This window comes from Asticcacaulis sp. (genome assembly GCF_035497195.1).
Taxonomy (GTDB): domain Bacteria; phylum Pseudomonadota; class Alphaproteobacteria; order Caulobacterales; family Caulobacteraceae; genus Asticcacaulis.
Window position 1 is genome coordinate 116,101 of sequence record NZ_DATJDZ010000017.1, and the last position, 12,615, is coordinate 128,715.

At 59.7% G+C, this 12,615-nt stretch carries 14 protein-coding genes; 5 read left to right on the plus strand and 9 right to left on the minus strand.

Annotation, left to right across the window (positions count from 1 at the left end; all coding sequences use genetic code 11):
- Positions 1-134: 134 nt before the first annotated feature.
- Positions 135-1,265, plus strand: a complete 1,131-nt coding sequence (locus VL130_RS09425) for a glycosyl transferase family 4 family protein (RefSeq protein WP_325362606.1) — start codon at positions 135-137, stop codon at positions 1,263-1,265.
- Here VL130_RS09425 and VL130_RS09430 read toward each other — a convergent pair.
- From VL130_RS09430 to VL130_RS09440, 3 genes are all read right to left on the minus strand, one after another.
- Complete coding sequence (locus VL130_RS09430; protein WP_325362608.1) at positions 1,234-1,752, minus strand: N-acetyltransferase; 519 nt, start codon at positions 1,750-1,752, stop codon at positions 1,234-1,236. The genes VL130_RS09425 and VL130_RS09430 overlap by 32 nt on opposite strands.
- The gene (gene arfB, locus VL130_RS09435) at positions 1,742-2,173 is read right to left on the minus strand and encodes an alternative ribosome rescue aminoacyl-tRNA hydrolase ArfB (protein ID WP_325362609.1); all 432 of its coding nucleotides are present in this window, start codon (positions 2,171-2,173) and stop codon (positions 1,742-1,744) included. Before arfB ends, VL130_RS09430 begins: the two co-directional genes overlap by 11 nt.
- 63 nt (positions 2,174-2,236) lie before the next feature.
- A complete protein-coding gene (locus tag VL130_RS09440; RefSeq protein WP_325362610.1) occupies positions 2,237-2,698 on the minus strand; it encodes a DNA starvation/stationary phase protection protein in 462 nt (153 codons plus the stop codon).
- 316 nt (positions 2,699-3,014) lie between these two features.
- On the opposite strand from VL130_RS09440, the gene nadA reads away from it, so the two are divergent.
- Genes nadA through nadC form a run of 4 tightly spaced genes read left to right on the plus strand, consistent with a single transcriptional unit; the run spans position 3,015 to position 7,003 of the window.
- On the plus strand, positions 3,015-4,103 hold the full coding sequence (gene nadA / locus VL130_RS09445) for a quinolinate synthase NadA (protein ID WP_325362611.1): 1,089 nt from the start codon (positions 3,015-3,017) through the stop codon (positions 4,101-4,103).
- Positions 4,103-4,597: a hypothetical protein gene (locus VL130_RS09450; RefSeq protein ID WP_325362613.1), complete on the plus strand. Its 495-nt coding sequence runs from the start codon at positions 4,103-4,105 to the stop codon at positions 4,595-4,597. The genes nadA and VL130_RS09450 overlap by 1 nt, the downstream gene beginning before the upstream one ends.
- Before the next feature lie 19 nt (positions 4,598-4,616).
- Complete coding sequence (locus VL130_RS09455; RefSeq protein WP_325362614.1) at positions 4,617-6,185, plus strand: L-aspartate oxidase; 1,569 nt, start codon at positions 4,617-4,619, stop codon at positions 6,183-6,185.
- Positions 6,155-7,003: a carboxylating nicotinate-nucleotide diphosphorylase gene (gene nadC, locus VL130_RS09460; protein WP_325362616.1), complete on the plus strand. Its 849-nt coding sequence runs from the start codon at positions 6,155-6,157 to the stop codon at positions 7,001-7,003. Before VL130_RS09455 ends, nadC begins: the two co-directional genes overlap by 31 nt.
- Before the next feature lie 3 nt (positions 7,004-7,006).
- On the opposite strand, the gene VL130_RS09465 is transcribed toward nadC, so the two are convergent.
- From VL130_RS09465 to pgsA, 6 genes are all read right to left on the minus strand, one after another.
- Positions 7,007-7,642 (minus strand): Pr6Pr family membrane protein, encoded by a 636-nt coding sequence (locus tag VL130_RS09465; protein ID WP_325362617.1) that lies wholly within the window; start codon positions 7,640-7,642, stop codon positions 7,007-7,009.
- A 41-nt stretch (positions 7,643-7,683) separates the two neighbouring features.
- Positions 7,684-8,808: an acyltransferase gene (locus VL130_RS09470; RefSeq protein ID WP_325362618.1), complete on the minus strand. Its 1,125-nt coding sequence runs from the start codon at positions 8,806-8,808 to the stop codon at positions 7,684-7,686.
- A gap of 95 nt (positions 8,809-8,903) precedes the next feature.
- The gene (locus VL130_RS09475) at positions 8,904-9,881 is read right to left on the minus strand and encodes an efflux RND transporter periplasmic adaptor subunit (protein WP_325362619.1); all 978 of its coding nucleotides are present in this window, start codon (positions 9,879-9,881) and stop codon (positions 8,904-8,906) included.
- 20 nt (positions 9,882-9,901) lie between these two features.
- On the minus strand, positions 9,902-10,615 hold the full coding sequence (locus VL130_RS09480; protein WP_325362620.1) for an ABC transporter ATP-binding protein: 714 nt from the start codon (positions 10,613-10,615) through the stop codon (positions 9,902-9,904).
- Positions 10,612-11,751, minus strand: coding sequence for an ABC transporter permease (locus VL130_RS09485; protein WP_325362621.1), 1,140 nt, complete (start codon positions 11,749-11,751; stop codon positions 10,612-10,614). Before VL130_RS09485 ends, VL130_RS09480 begins: the two co-directional genes overlap by 4 nt.
- A gap of 173 nt (positions 11,752-11,924) precedes the next feature.
- Entirely contained in the window at positions 11,925-12,545 is a 621-nt protein-coding gene (gene pgsA, locus VL130_RS09490; RefSeq protein WP_325362622.1) for a CDP-diacylglycerol--glycerol-3-phosphate 3-phosphatidyltransferase, read from the minus strand.
- Between the last annotated feature and the right edge of the window lie 70 nt (positions 12,546-12,615).

Consider the following 12,615-nt stretch of genomic DNA (forward strand, 5'->3'; position numbering starts at 1 on the left):
GCTCCACATATAAGAAGGGCAAGGGCAGAATCGCAAGTCCCTCAATTCGAGAAAATGCGCCGGATGCGCGTAATGCCGCGCCAGCATAAACTTGCGCTTGCCCTCTTTCCGAAAACAAGGCAAGCAATGGCTAAATGACGGGTTTCTGGCAGATAACGTGGCTGATTCCGCCGGGATTGCTTCTTGGCGCCCTGGCTGCCTCGGCGCTTGTCAGCGCATTGCTCAGCCTGCTGGTTATCAAGGGCGGGCCGGTTGATAATCCGCGTGAGCGCGGCTCCCATTCAGACCCCACGCCCACCAGCGGCGGCCTGGCCATCATGGCGGCATCGGCGTTGATTATCGGTCTGGTCATCTGTTTTTACGGCGCTGCCATCCCCGGAAGCTGGCGCGACGGACTGATCCTGTTCGGCTTCGCCAGCCTGATGGGGATTTCGGGCGCTATAGATGATGTCGTTGACCTGCCAGCCCTGTGGCGGCTCGGTTTTCAGATCAGCCTGTGCCTGATCTTCGCCTGGTTCTATCGGGTCACCGTGCTCGATTTCGGGCCTGGCCTGATCGTGACCGTGCACCCGTTCATCGGTTTGCTCGGCAGCGCCGCCTGGCTGATCCTGACACTCAACACCATCAATTTCATGGATGGCTCGAATGGCCTGGCGATCGGCGCCCAGACCATCGCCATGCTGGTCTTCGCCGGCCTGATCCTGTTGATGGCGCCCTTGAGCTTTTTCGGCGCCTATCTCGGCGTAATCCTGCTGATCTGCGTCTGCGTCGCTGGCGCACATATCGGCTTTGCGCCGTTCAATCTGCCACCCGGCACTCCGCAAAAGGCCAAGGCCTTCCAGGGCGACGCCGGATCGATGTTCGCCGGCGCGCTGATCGGCGGCGCCACACTTGTGGTCAAGGCCTATGGTGTTGGTTCGGTGTGGTTCGGCGGCTTCCTGCTGGCGCCTCTGCTGGTCGATGTCGTGCTGACCCTGATTACGCGGGCGCGCAAACACGCCAACGTCTTTACGCCGCACAAGGAGCATCTTTACCAGATATGGCTGCAACGCCACGACGGATCGCACTGGCGGCTGGCGGTGCGTATCTGGGGTCTGTGCCTGTTCTCCAGCCTGGTCGGCGTCGGTGCCAGGTTCGTTGATCGAATTTACCACACCGACATACGCTTTTTTGTTCTGGCGGCCCTGATCATCGCCTATACCGCCGGCTGGCTGATCCTGCGCCAGCGCCTGCTTACGCGTCCGCTGTTAAATGCAAGGCCATAAGCAGGTCGTCGAGATAGAGCTTGCCGTGGTCCTGCCAGACGCGGCCTTTTAGCCGGCCTTCGAAGACAAAGCCCAGCGACTGGTAAAGATCGAGCGCGCGCTGGTTATCCTCGCGGCAGTAAAGCTCGATGATACGGAACTTCGGGTTGGCTTTGGCGGTATCGATCAGGTGCTCGAACAGTCCCCGCCCGACACCGCGCCGTTGCGCCGCCGGATCGACGGCCAAAGTCGTATTGGTCAGGCAATGACCGAGTTGGCGGGTTTCCGATGGCCAGGCGTGTATTTCACCGAGGATACGGCCGTCTTCGGTTTCCGCCACCAACGATATGCCGATACGCAGGCTGTTTTCGAGATTATGCCTGATATAGTCTTGCGTGATCTCATCTTCACGCCGCAACAGGCCACCGCCCTGATGGGCTGCCGCGCGATAAACCGCATGGATGCCGGCTTCGTCATCAGGCGTACTCGCGCGAATCTTATAACTCATCTTCACCATCCGGGCGTTTGCGGTTGTATTTTACCGTCGAGCGGATCGCCTTGCCGACCAGACGACGCTTGACCGCCCCCCGTGTTGGCTTGGTGGCGATTCGCGGCGGCGGCGGCGGAACGGCGGCCTTCTGCACCAGTTCGACAAAGCGCGCCTCGGCCGCCTTGCGGTTCATTTCCTGCGTGCGGTGGGTCTGGATAAACAGCACCAGCACGCCTTCATTGTTGACGCGCCGGCCACCCAGCTTGATCAGGCGCTGCTTGACATCATAGGGAATAGTCAGGTTCTCAAAAATCGAGAAGCGCAACTCAACTGCGGTCGAGACTTTGTTGACATTCTGGCCACCGGCGCCGGAAGCGCGCACGAAAGTCTCATGCAGTTCGTCATCAGGGACGGAAATCTGGGGCGTGATAAAAACCATAGGCGCCCCATAGCAAAAAGCCGCCCGTCTGGGAACAGACGAGCGGCTTAATAAGCGTCAGGCTTAAGCCTGCAAGGTCGCCCGGATCATCCACAGGTGCTTTTCATGGGCGGTCAGGCGGGAGGTGCAAAGATCGGCGGTCGAAACATCGCCGGCGTCCTCCGACGCCTTTACCGCCGCTTTCAGCGTGGCGACGACCGTGGCGTGGTCAGCGGCCAGGTCCTTCAGCATGTCTTGCGAAGAGGCCGTCGGGTCGCCGTCCTTGATCGCGGTCAGGTTGCCGAGCGCCCCGTTGCCCATCGGCGCGGTCTGGCCGAGGGCGCGGATGCGTTCGGCGATTTCATCGATCGATGTCCAGATTTCGTTATACTGCTCTTCCAACAGCAGATGCAGACCACGGAAATTCGGGCCGACCACGTTCCAGTGATAGCCGTGGGTTTTCTGGTACACCGTAAAGGTGTCCGCCAAGACCTTGGACAGCGCCAGGCCTACCTTTTTGCTGTTATCGACGCCGGATTCGCTCATGATATCTCTCCTCAGATGGGGGTTCTAAAGCGCAATCCGATAAAGTGTACAGCACTTTTCGGATAAATTGCGCGTGCTCAAGTGTGATGGACCACATATGAGAATACCGCCATAAAGATACAATGAGGGAGTTTGGTCCAGTCGAATATTTTCTCTGCCTGCCTTTTCATGCCAGGTCTAGCGCGACTTGCGTTGCGGGTTACTGTCATAAAACGTGATAGTTTGTTACCGCAAATCCAGTTGCAATGCGCGACCATCGGATTATTTTATACAGACCTTATGCTGAAAATGAGCATAAGTGTTTGGAGAGAGACAAATGGCCGACACGGCTGCCCTACTTGAGTTCACCCCGGCGATCGAAGCCGAGACAGCGGACATCTATGCCCGTCTCAAGGGCAAGCTGTCGCCGCTGGAATGGCAACTTCAAGCCCCGCTCATCCACGCCATCAACGCGCTAAAGACGGAAATGAACGCCGTCATCCTGGCGCATAACTACATGACGCCGGATATCTTTCATGGCGTCGGCGATTATGTTGGCGACAGCCTGGGCCTGGCCCGCGAAGCCGCGAAGTCCTCCGCCGACATCATCGTCCAGGGCGGCGTCCACTTCATGGCCGAAACCTCCAAGATCCTGGCCCCGCAGAAGACCGTGCTGATCCCCGATCTGCGCGCCGGTTGTTCGCTGGCCTCAAGCATCACCGGCGAGCAGGTGCGCCTGATCAAGCAACGCTATCCCGGCCTGCCGGTCGTCACCTATGTCAACACCACGGCCGATGTGAAGGCCGAGACCGACATCTGCTGCACCTCGGCCAATGCCGTGCAGGTGGTTGAGCACATCGCCGCCGAATGGGGCGTCGATACGGTCATCATGCTGCCGGACCAGTTCCTGGCCAAGAACGTCGCCCGCCAGACGCACATCAAGATCATCGCCTGGGCTGGCGCCTGCGAGGTGCACGAGCGCTTCGACGCGCAGGATATCGCCGATGTCCGCGCCGCCCATCCGGGCGCTGTGGTTCTGGCGCATCCGGAATGCCCGCCGGACGTCATCGCCGCCTCGGACTTCACCGGCTCGACCACGGCCATGAGCGACTACGTAACCAGGAACCGGCCGAAGCAGGTGGTGCTGATCACCGAATGCTCGATGGCCGATAATGTCACCGCCGATGCGCCGGGTGTCGAGTTCCTGCGCCCGTGCAACCTGTGTCCACACATGAAGCGCATCACCCTGCAAGGGATTTATGACAGCCTGCGTTTCCATCAGTACGAAGTGACGGTCGATCCGGCGCTTATCCCGCGCGCCGCCCTAGCCGTGCAGCGCATGATCGACATGCCACCGCTGAAAACCCCTGCCCGCTACGATATGGTCAAGGCTCGTCATCATGTCGATGTCGAGATGATCAGCTAATGCTTATTCCCAATGGCACGGCGTATGTCACCTGTACCAGCAAATATATCAGGATCGTAGCCAGCGACAAAACTACGCTTTCCAGATTTAAGGCGCGCCTATCCATGGCTTGCCGCCTGACAGACTTGCCATTCACATCTTGGGAGTGTTTCTGGCAAAACCGGACCATCGATTCGTTGTGGCGGTCAGGCCGGTACAAAGCGACCGAAGCCTATGATATTTATCACGCATTGGAAAAACGGGCGGGCGCTGCGCCCATGACCAAAAAAACGTTCGCCAATATGTATCGAACTTTCGACATAGGCACCAAAAAGAATACGACGCTTATCCTGAAAAAGAACAATACGGGTTGGGCCAAAAAGCTAAGTGTTTTCAAATCGCACAATAAGAAAACAATTTCACAAGATAATGCTTATGACATCTGCAATCAGATCAATAGGTTGGTCATGAGTCCAGAAGATTACGCGCAATTCCTTCATGACGACCGCTTCTGACTATCCACAGGAGGCTATCATGGCCACGAAAACCTATATCCATAAGGGTCCGCTGGTGATTGGTGCCGGCCTTGCAGGCCTGAGCGTGGCGCTGAATACCGCGCCCCACAAGACGCTGGTGCTGGCGCCGGTGGCCCTCGGCGTCGCCTGCTCGTCGGCCTGGGCGCAGGGGGGCATTGCCGCGGCACTTTCCCCCGAAGATTCGCCGAAAGACCACGCCACCGACACCATCAATGCTGGGGCAGGCATTGTCGATGAACTGGCCGCGAAAACCCTGACCGACATGGGGCCGGAAACTGTGCGCAAGCTCAATGCGCTCGGCGCCCCCTTCGATCACAAGCCCGACGGTTCGTTCGTGCTCAACCGCGAAGCCGCGCACGGCCTGGCCCGCGTGGCACGCGTCGGTGGCGATCTCGCCGGCAAGGCCATCCTTGAGGCTGTCGTTCATCAGGCGCTGAATGCCTCGCATATCGAAATCTGGGAACGCGCCACGGCCCTCGGCCTGATCAAATCAGCCGAAGGTGCCGTCATCGGCGCCCTGGTGCAACATGCGGATAAACAGGTCGAGGTCTATGCACCGGTCGTGATCATGGCCAGCGGCGGCTCCGGCGGCCTGTTCGCCGTCACCACCAATCCGGCCAACCTGCGCGGCGAAGGCATGGCAATGGCGGCCTTGGCCGGTGCGGAAATCGCCGATCCGGAATTTGTGCAGTTCCACCCCACCGCGTTGAAATTCGGCCTCGACCCCGCCCCGCTGGCGACCGAGGCCCTGCGCGGTGAAGGGGCCACCCTGATCGACAAGAACGGCCATCGTTTCGTCTTCGACGACCACCCGGACGGCGAACTGGCCCCGCGCGATATCGTCGCCCGTGCCGTCCACAAGGCCGACCAGAATGGCGGTGCCTTCCTCGATGCCCGCACGGCCATCGGCGACCATTTCCCGGCCGAATTTCCCACCGTCTTCGCCTCGTGCATGGCCCAGGGCATCGATCCGCGCACCATGCCCATGCCGGTCGCGCCCGCCGCACACTACCATATGGGCGGCATCAGGACCGATATCTTCGGCCAGACCTCGCTGAAAGGCCTCTATGCCGTCGGCGAATGTGCCTGTACCGGCGTACACGGGGCCAACCGCCTGGCTTCGAACAGCCTGCTTGAAGCCGCCGCCTTCGGTGAACGTATCGGCATCGCCGCCACGGCCGAACTACCGCACGATTTCGCGCCGGATACCACCCACGCTGTTCGCCCTGCCCTGCCGCCCAGCCTCGCCGAAAACGACCTGCAAACCTTGCGTGACGCCATGAGCCGCTACGCCGGCGTGGTGCGCGATGAAGCCGGCCTGACCCGCCTGCTGCGCCTGATTTCGGATATGGACGACCGTTATCCGAATGCCCTGGCACTGGTAAATGCGCGCCTGATCACCACTTGCGCCTTGCGCCGGCACGAGAGTCGCGGCTCTCATTATCGCAGCGATTATCCGCTGACCGACGCCATTGGCGCGCGGACCTTCACAAACTGGACCGAAGTCCAGACAAAAACACATGGGGAGTTGAGTACATGTTCATCACCGGATTGCCTGACCTCCTGATCGAACCGATTATTCGCGACGCGCTGAAAGAAGACCTGGGCCTGGCGGGGGATGTGACGGCATCGGCGGTTGTGCCTCCCAAGGCGCGCTTCAAGGCGGAATTTCGCGCGCGCGAAACCGGTATTTCCGCCGGCATCGATTGCGCCCGCCTGGCTATGAACCTGATGGACCCGCAGATCCGCTTTGAAACCCTCCTGCCCGATGGCAGTCCGGTGAAAAAGGGCGATGTCATCGCCCGCATCGAAGGCAATGCCCGCGCCATACTGGCCGCCGAGCGCGTGGCGCTTAACCTGCTCTGCCATCTCTCCGGTGTCGCTTCGCTGACGGCGGAATATGTCAGCGCGATCGATGGCTTGAAAAGCAAAATCGTCTGTACCCGCAAGACCCTGCCGCTCCTGCGCGGCCTGCAAAAACACGCCGTCAAATGCGGCGGCGGACATAGCCACCGATACGGCCTCGATGACGCCATCCTGATCAAGGACAACCACATCGCCATCTGCGGCGGCGTCGGGCCGGCGATGGAGCGCGCCAAGGCGGGGGTGGGTCACACCATGAAGATCGAGATCGAGGTCGATTCCATCGCCCAGCTTAAAGACGCCCTGCCCTATGCTCCGGACGTGCTGCTGCTCGATAACTTCTCGCTCGATATGTATGTCGAGGCGGTGAAACTGGCGAGTGGAAAAGCCATTCTGGAAGCTTCCGGCGGTGTCAATCTGGCGACGGTGCGCGGGATCGCCGAAACCGGCGTGGATGTTATTTCGGTCGGCGCCCTGACGCACAGCGCGCCAAATTTTGACATTGGCCTGGATGCGGTCTGAGCGTTATGAATACTGACGCTTTAGCCAGCCGACCACCTTATCGGAAATGACCACCACCGGGCCGGTAATGACGAACAGCACGATGATACCGACAATCCCGCGTATCAGTTCCTGACGCGGCAGCGCCGGATCAAGAAACGGATACGGCACTTCATGTACGAAGGCCCAGCGAATATAGACGCAAACAACATAGACAACCGGCGGGACCAACCACCACAGCAGGGTTTTGAAGCGCGCCTTGCCATTGGCGCTGACCAGCCACCACGCCGCCATCAGGAGCGGCGTGACATAATGCAGGATCACATCACAGACCAGAAACAGGCCCTTAGGGGACCAAAGCGGCGCCAGGATAAAATGATAGACGATACCCACCACCATCATGAGCGTGGTGATAGCGCCCGCCGTGCTGCGGCGATGAAAATAGTACAGCGCCTGTGCGGGAAGTAGCTGCCCTGCATGAGTGAGCACCGCCGCGATATTGGACAGGATGGTGAAAAACGAAAAGTAAAACAGGACCGACAGCCAGAAATTGCGTCCCGCCGCCATCGCCGCCGGGATGGTCAGGCTGAATTGCAGCAAAAGCCCGATCAGGCCAAACAACAATCCGCCACCTGCGATGATGCGCGCCACCTTCTTCATGACCACCTCCGATAGACATGAGTTTAGCGTTTTTTGGACGCTTAGATACCGCCTTTTACGAAGGAAAGCTTTGATACCCGCTGGCTGAGGGGCTTGTCGATCAGGGCATCAAACAGGAAAGCGACGACAATCGCCATGACCACGCCTGCGCCCCAAAGACACCATTGCGCCGGCGCGTTTAGGTCAAAGTGTCCAATCAGTTTCGGGCTGATACCGAACCACACAGCCCCGACCAGAGAATGGGTCAGGAACAGGGCGAAAGAGGCGCGGCCCATGCGGTGCGTAACGATATTCTCGTGGAAGGTCACACCGCCCGAAACCGCCAGAACGACTCCCAGCAGGACGAGGATCAGGCTGTCGATGATGGCGTTGCGCGGCAGCAGGCACAGGCCGCTGATGGCCAGGAAAGAGCCAATCATGCCAAGCCAGAACACCGGTTTCGACACCCGCAGGCCGACCGTCATGCGTTCGATCAGGTTGCCCAGCAAAAACAGCGGCACGGCGCGCAGCAAGCCCCAAGCGAACGGCAGATCGACAAAGGCATGATGCGCAAGGCTCAGAGCCAGACCGTGCGCGATAAGCAGCACCACGGCGGACAGCCCCATCATGACCGGCAGGGATCGCTTGTAAATATAGGGAATATAGACGCTGAACAGGCCGTAACAGACAAGCAGGACCGATAGAGTCCAGGTCGGCGTATTCCACGATTCCGCGTGCATCATGCCCCAGCCGTGCACCAGAAAAGCCTGGGCGACAAAATCGGCCGCGCCGTATTTTTCGGCATGATTAGGCGCGAAACCGGCGGCCGTCGAGGCGATGACAAAAGCGCCGAACGCCAGCAGCACCAGAATATGCGAGGGCCACAGCCGGGCGAACCGGCGCAGGAAGAAATGCGTGCGGCGCATGTGCGAGGTCACCAGTCGCTGGCCATAGGCGCGCGACAGGATATAGCCCGACAGGAACAGGAAGAAATCCGTCGCCAGCCAGCCCTGCTGGAAAACCGGCATCACGGCGCCGAGATTGACCGGCGCGGTCGAGCCATAGTGGAACAGCAAAATGAAGCTGGCCGCCAGAAAACGCAGCACATCGAGACTGGCCCCGCCGGCTCTCGGCTGGGCGTCGGGTGCATGGTGCGTATGGAATAGGGCAAAAGAGAAGGGTTTCACGACCACGATCATAACGCGAGGTCGTTAAAATTTTGAGGTATGGAAGAAAGTAAGCCCCCTCCCCGAACAAGTCGGGGAGGTACAGGATATGGATGCTATTTCGCCGGCGTAACCGGTTTCGGGACTTCGCGCTTGATCCCCGCCTTTTCGCCAGGCTTCATGAATTTCACCAGAACCCGCTGGCCGATCAGGAAGGGCGTGTTGTCAGCCGACACCACGACCTCGACGACGCGTTCATCCGAGGCTTCATTGCCGCCGTCCGATTTCAGCTTGCGCGCGCCGAAGGTGGCGGCGATGCGCATCACCTTGCCGGTATAGAGTTTGGTCGGATCGGCCTCAGGCACGATCTCGGCTTCCTGGCCGATCTTCACGTCGGGGATGGAGCTTTCGACGATTTCCGAGCGGATGATATGCGGAATGGCCGGTTCCAGATCGAACATGGTCGAGACATTGAGCGTCGAGGCGCCAGCGCCCGGATTGGCGTAGCGGCGGATGATTTTGCCGTCCATCGGCGCGCGGATGATGGTCAGGTCCTGCTGATATTCGGCCTGGGCCAGTTGCGACCGCGCGACAGCAACAGCGGCCTGCTGGGCTTCCAGCGTCGCGCGGGCAGCATCGATGGCGTCCTTGGCCTGGTCGAGCTTTTGCTGGGCGACGAAATTACTTGGCGCCAGTTCCTTGAGGCGATCATATTCGCGTTGGGCGGTGCGGATATTGACTTCGGTCAGGACCTGGGCGCTCTGGGCCTGCGCCACGGTGGCGCGGGCGTTATTGACCGCCAGCAAGGTATCTTCATCTTCCTGACGGGCGAGAATCTGGCCCTTGGTGACCATATCGCCTTCCTGCACGAAGACCTGATCGACAATGCCGGCGCGGCGGGCGGCCACTTCGATCACCCCGCCATCGACATCGACCTTACCGGCCGCGATGGCGGCATATGGCGATGGCGGCGCCTTGACTTCCGCCGCCTTGCTGCCGGGCGCGCCCGGTTTTTGACAGGCGGAAAGCGACAGGCCGGCGAGGGTCAGAAGACTAAAAGTAAGGGCGGTTGTAGCTGCGAATTTACGAGACATATGATTTCTCTGGTTCAAATTTAAGCGATGACGGGCGGCTCGGCGACCATCGTGTCGCTGAGGATCTTGCCGTCTTCCATGTGAATAACGCGGTCGGCATAGGCTTCGAGGCGCGGATCATGGGTCACGACGACGACCGCCGCCCCGCGCTCCTTGGCCGCCTGGTGCAGAAGCTTGATAACCACCTGACCGCTGACCGAATCTAGCGCCGAGGTCGGTTCATCGGCGAAGATCAGCGAAGGCATCTTGGACAGGGCGCGGGCGATGGCGACACGCTGCTTTTCCCCGCCGGAAAGTTCCGACGGTTTCTGCCTGAGGCGATGTTCGAGACCGACCGAACCCAGCACTGCGATAGCGCGTTTATGTGCTTCGCCATGCGGCACCTTCTGGTATTTCAGCACCTGCTCCACCTGCTGGGTGGCGTTCAGCGCCGGAAACAGGTTGAAGCCCTGGAAGATAAAACCGCAATGATCGAGACGAAATTTGTCGATCTTGCCGCGTTTCTTCTTCCACAGGTTTTCGCCTAGCGCCAGAACCTCGCCCTCATCGGGCTTCATCAGGCCGGAAAGCGCCGCGATCAGGGTTGATTTGCCGGAACCGGATGGCCCCATGACCATAGTGACCTGACCATGATAGGCGGTGAAATCGACGCCCTTGAGCACGGCCTGCTTCACCTTGCCGATCTTGTAGCTCTTGCCGAGGCCTGTGGCTTGTAATGCTAGTTTACCGGTCATCGCAGCAGATCCGCAGGTTGGCTCTTTTTCAGGACGCCGAGCGAGAACAGGCCCGACAGGATGGCGATCAGCATCAGGCCGATGGTGACCGGGATGACGATGAACAGCGGGAAGTCCATCGGCACCGCAGCCGATTTTGCAGCGAAGGCGACAAGACCCGTCAGGATCGCTGTCATGGTCAGGCCGGCGATGCCGACCCAGAAGCTCAGTTCCATGATGATCAGGCGCAAGGCCCCCATCGAAACGCCGAGGGCGCGCAGGCTAGCGAACTCCTTGATATTGGCCATGATCGCGCCTTGCAGCGTCTGCCAGGTGATGACGATACCAATGAAGATACCAACGAGAACTGCGAAGCCGATCATCATCGAGATGCCGCCTTCCTTGAGCATCGACTTCTGACTGGCCTTGGACAATTGTTCGCGGGTCCACGCCTTATACTGGCCGTTCGCCATTGTATTCAGTTCAGCAGCCACCGTCGCGGCCTTGGTCGGGTCCTTGATCTTGACCACCAGCGGGCCGACGCGCGGACCTTCATCGACGACATAGATCAGTTTGCCGGTCTGATAGGAGACGAAGACCTGGGAGTTGAACATCGACGGATAACCGTCCACCACCGCACCGACTGTGACCATACGGCCGTTCATCTTGGCTTTGTCGCCCACCTTGACGCCGAGCTTGTTCAGGCTGGAGCGATCGAGCACGACGGTAAAAGGCTGTTGCAGGGCGGCGATCACCTCATCGCTGAAATCGGTCGGCAGTGTCACGGCGCCCTTGACGGGATCGACCACCACGACCTGAACGCCATCCCCCTTGGCCGGCTGACCGTCCTTGGGGAAGTTCGACCAGAAGGCCCAGCTACCATTCAGCGGCTGGACTTCAAGGACGTCCGGGTGCTGGTAGATGGTGGGAATGAGGCGGCGCGGCTGGCCGGAATTGTTGCCAAACAGCCCTTCGGCGTCCGGCGGCAGGATCATAACCTGCGCCGGTGACTTATCGACCGTGGCGGTGAAGGACTTGGCCATCCCCATGAACATGCCGGACATGGCGAGCACGAGCAGGCCTGCCACGGCCAGGGCGATGACGGCCGCCATATACCGTCGCCATTCATATAACAGGGTCGATAGAGCTAGGGACATATTACCACTTTTAGGTGCGCAATGCACGATGAGGGCAACATCTATAAGTTTTTGATAAAGGTCTAATTAAATCGGCGTAACATAGGTTGCGGCTGCGACCTGTTGTGTTAAAGCCGCGCCTTGAAAGTGTCCGTTTCCGAACATCGGCGCGTAAATTGGCATCCTTGGCCAATTTACAAATCTTTACTCGCGGCGATGAAGTAGGCGATTCCGGTCCACAGCGAGATGATCGCCGCGATCCAGACCAGCGCGTAACCCGTCACCAGCACAGCGGAAGAGCCGTCCGGTTGCAGACCGAAGGCCGACCAGGCGTCGGCGAACAGCAACACGCCGAGCGCGATAAGCTGGATGGTCGTTTTGACCTTGCCGAGGAAGCTGACCGGCACCTTGACCCCCTTGGCGGCGGCCGCTTCGCGCAGGGCGCTGACGGCGAACTCACGGAAGAGGATGAAGGCCGCCGGCAGGGCGAACCACGGATCACCGGAATGAATGGCGAAAACGCCGAGGATGGTGCCGCACACCAGGATCTTGTCGGCGATCGGATCGAGAATGGCGCCCAACTGGCTTTCGGCGTGGAGCTTACGCGCCAGTATGCCGTCGAACAGGTCAGTCAGGGCGGCGATGACGAAGACATAGACACTCCACCGCTGCATACTGAACAGCACATTTGACTGCGGGTTGAGGAACGGAATACCGCCCGCCATACCGGCCAGCAGGACGAAGATCACCACGCCGAACACCAGGCGGACGCCTGTCAGGAGGTTGGGGATCGGATTGACGTTTTCGCCGGTCATGCTGGTCTTACCTTGAGAATGCGTAGTTTCGGCGCATACTAAACAAGAAAGATGACGCGCCAAAGCCTTT

Excerpts from the sequence above, each read along its gene's own strand:
- VL130_RS09475 (WP_325362619.1), bottom strand. The coding sequence starts at position 9,881 with ATGTCTCGTAAATTCGCAGCTACAACCGCCCTTACTTTTAGTCTTCTG.
- VL130_RS09485 (WP_325362621.1), bottom strand. The coding sequence starts at position 11,751 with ATGTCCCTAGCTCTATCGACCCTGTTATATGAATGGCGACGGTATATG.
- nadC (WP_325362616.1), top strand. The coding sequence starts at position 6,155 with ATGTTCATCACCGGATTGCCTGACCTCCTGATCGAACCGATTATTCGC.
- arfB (WP_325362609.1), bottom strand. The coding sequence starts at position 2,173 with ATGGTTTTTATCACGCCCCAGATTTCCGTCCCTGATGACGAACTGCAT.
- VL130_RS09440 (WP_325362610.1), bottom strand. The coding sequence starts at position 2,698 with ATGAGCGAATCCGGCGTCGATAACAGCAAAAAGGTAGGCCTGGCGCTG.
- VL130_RS09425 (WP_325362606.1), top strand. The coding sequence starts at position 135 with ATGACGGGTTTCTGGCAGATAACGTGGCTGATTCCGCCGGGATTGCTT.
- VL130_RS09450 (WP_325362613.1), top strand. The coding sequence starts at position 4,103 with ATGCTTATTCCCAATGGCACGGCGTATGTCACCTGTACCAGCAAATAT.
- VL130_RS09430 (WP_325362608.1), bottom strand. The coding sequence starts at position 1,752 with ATGAGTTATAAGATTCGCGCGAGTACGCCTGATGACGAAGCCGGCATC.
- nadA (WP_325362611.1), top strand. The coding sequence starts at position 3,015 with ATGGCCGACACGGCTGCCCTACTTGAGTTCACCCCGGCGATCGAAGCC.
- VL130_RS09455 (WP_325362614.1), top strand. The coding sequence starts at position 4,617 with ATGGCCACGAAAACCTATATCCATAAGGGTCCGCTGGTGATTGGTGCC.
- pgsA (WP_325362622.1), bottom strand. The coding sequence starts at position 12,545 with ATGACCGGCGAAAACGTCAATCCGATCCCCAACCTCCTGACAGGCGTC.
- VL130_RS09465 (WP_325362617.1), bottom strand. The coding sequence starts at position 7,642 with ATGAAGAAGGTGGCGCGCATCATCGCAGGTGGCGGATTGTTGTTTGGC.
- VL130_RS09480 (WP_325362620.1), bottom strand. The coding sequence starts at position 10,615 with ATGACCGGTAAACTAGCATTACAAGCCACAGGCCTCGGCAAGAGCTAC.